The sequence below is a fragment of the Acidovorax sp. Q11 genome (genome assembly GCF_054950075.1).
The window spans coordinates 1-1,559 of record NZ_JBUDZG010000071.1 but is presented as its reverse complement, the minus strand read 5'-3'; the positions used below and the strand labels follow the sequence as shown (position 1 = coordinate 1,559).

The 1,559-nt window shown below is 44.3% G+C and carries 1 protein-coding gene; it reads left to right on the top strand.

Translation table 11 applies throughout. The features are described from left to right. Window positions 1–167 precede the first annotated feature (167 nt). A complete protein-coding gene (locus ACYZGB_RS22695; RefSeq protein WP_462391245.1) occupies window positions 168–1,292 on the top strand; it encodes a hypothetical protein in 1,125 nt (374 codons plus the stop codon). The last annotated feature ends 267 nt before the right edge of the window (window positions 1,293–1,559 follow it).

Below are 1,559 nucleotides of genomic sequence, written 5' to 3'. Positions count from 1 at the left end.
TGCTCCAGCCCTGCTGGCGCAGCGATGCCAACGTCACTCTGTCTTCTGGCTGCAAGTGTTCGTATCTCGTTCTCATTTGCGTACATTACCCTCGGTGAGGGTGTTGCACTTCAGATTTGAGACCGCCACGCTATAGTGCCCGAACACTTCACATTCGAATTAATGATATGGATATCGCTCGATTTCACTTTGCAGTCAACGCTGTAGTAAATGATCTCAGAAAAACAAATGCCAGTGAAGAACTGAGCCGATTAATTAATGCACTTAGCAATGTCAGCTCGCAACCAGGGCAACCACAGCTTCTCGATCAATATAAGAGCCAACTAGAAGCGACAAGGCAAGCTCTCGCAGAGAGTTCCCTGAACAGCCCAAAAATGGAAGTGGCAGACTTCATCAATCAGTTTGGATTACGTGAATATATAGGAAATGGTCTTTTTGAAAACATCAAAAAATCCATATCATCTAATCAACTTACACCACACGCTGCAGTTCAAGCATTGCAAAATCTTCAAACCGATTTTAGACACAAATTATCTAGCCTATCAACAGTTGACAACGCTTTCTCAGAACTCGACGTTCCTTTTGAAGGCGAAGGCGAGGGTGATTCCGAGATTGAAATAAAGATTCCGGCCGACGAAGAAACAAAAACACTCAATGAACTTGCAACAGAAGCTAAGGAATGGCATAGAGATTTAATAACCATTTCGGAGATATTTGACCCCGAACGAACAGAACCCACCATTAGGACGCTCGCAACGGGCTCCTGGCAGTTCTACCTAGCTGCGGCTCCGCTTATTATTTTTGGGCTAGCAAAGTGCCTACGCGGCATCAATGAAGTTCTAAGAGAATTAATAACCTCAAAAGAATTGCTCAACAAACTTCTCGAAACAAACGCACCCAAAAATGTCGTAAGAGATTACGAAAAACACCTCAAAGAATCCGCCGGAAAAAATTTGAGCACGCTTGCTTCCAACTTAGTCGATGAGTATTACACCGGAAACGATGAAGGTAGAAAATCTGAACTGAAGAATGCTCTGACACAATCTTTAAAGCGTTTAAGCAAGAAGATTTCCGAGGGCTCAAAAATCAGTTTAAGACTAACGCCCCCAGCCAAGCCAACGGTTAAAAACCCTGACGAACCCACCAAAGATGAAAAGGAGGCAATCGAATATACCAATAAAATTGAAAAGATTCGATCAGACACGATGATTGAACTGGGCAAAGTTGCGCAACTTGAACACGATCCCGAAATCGTTAAATCGCTCCCAGCTCCTGATAATGACCCCGCTTAGCAAGCAAGCCTCGGACAGGTCTATTAAGGCATTTTTTTCTTGTGAGACAGTTTCCAGACAAAGCGCGAAGCCACGTTGTCGGTTGCGCACTTTGTCTAACCTGATCCGGACGTTTACTGCACACGCTCCCCGTTACGCTGCCAATCCACCGCACTTAAGCTAAAATATCACCCGTAACCCATTGATTTAATTGGTTTTTCTTGCAAATCTTCACTTGACGCGGAACACCCCCATGGCAAGAAATATCAGGGTTAACCCTTGGATTCG

Coding starts and splice junctions, on each gene's coding strand:
- ACYZGB_RS22695 (WP_462391245.1), top strand. CDS start 168: ATGGATATCGCTCGATTTCACTTTGCAGTCAACGCTGTAGTAAATGAT.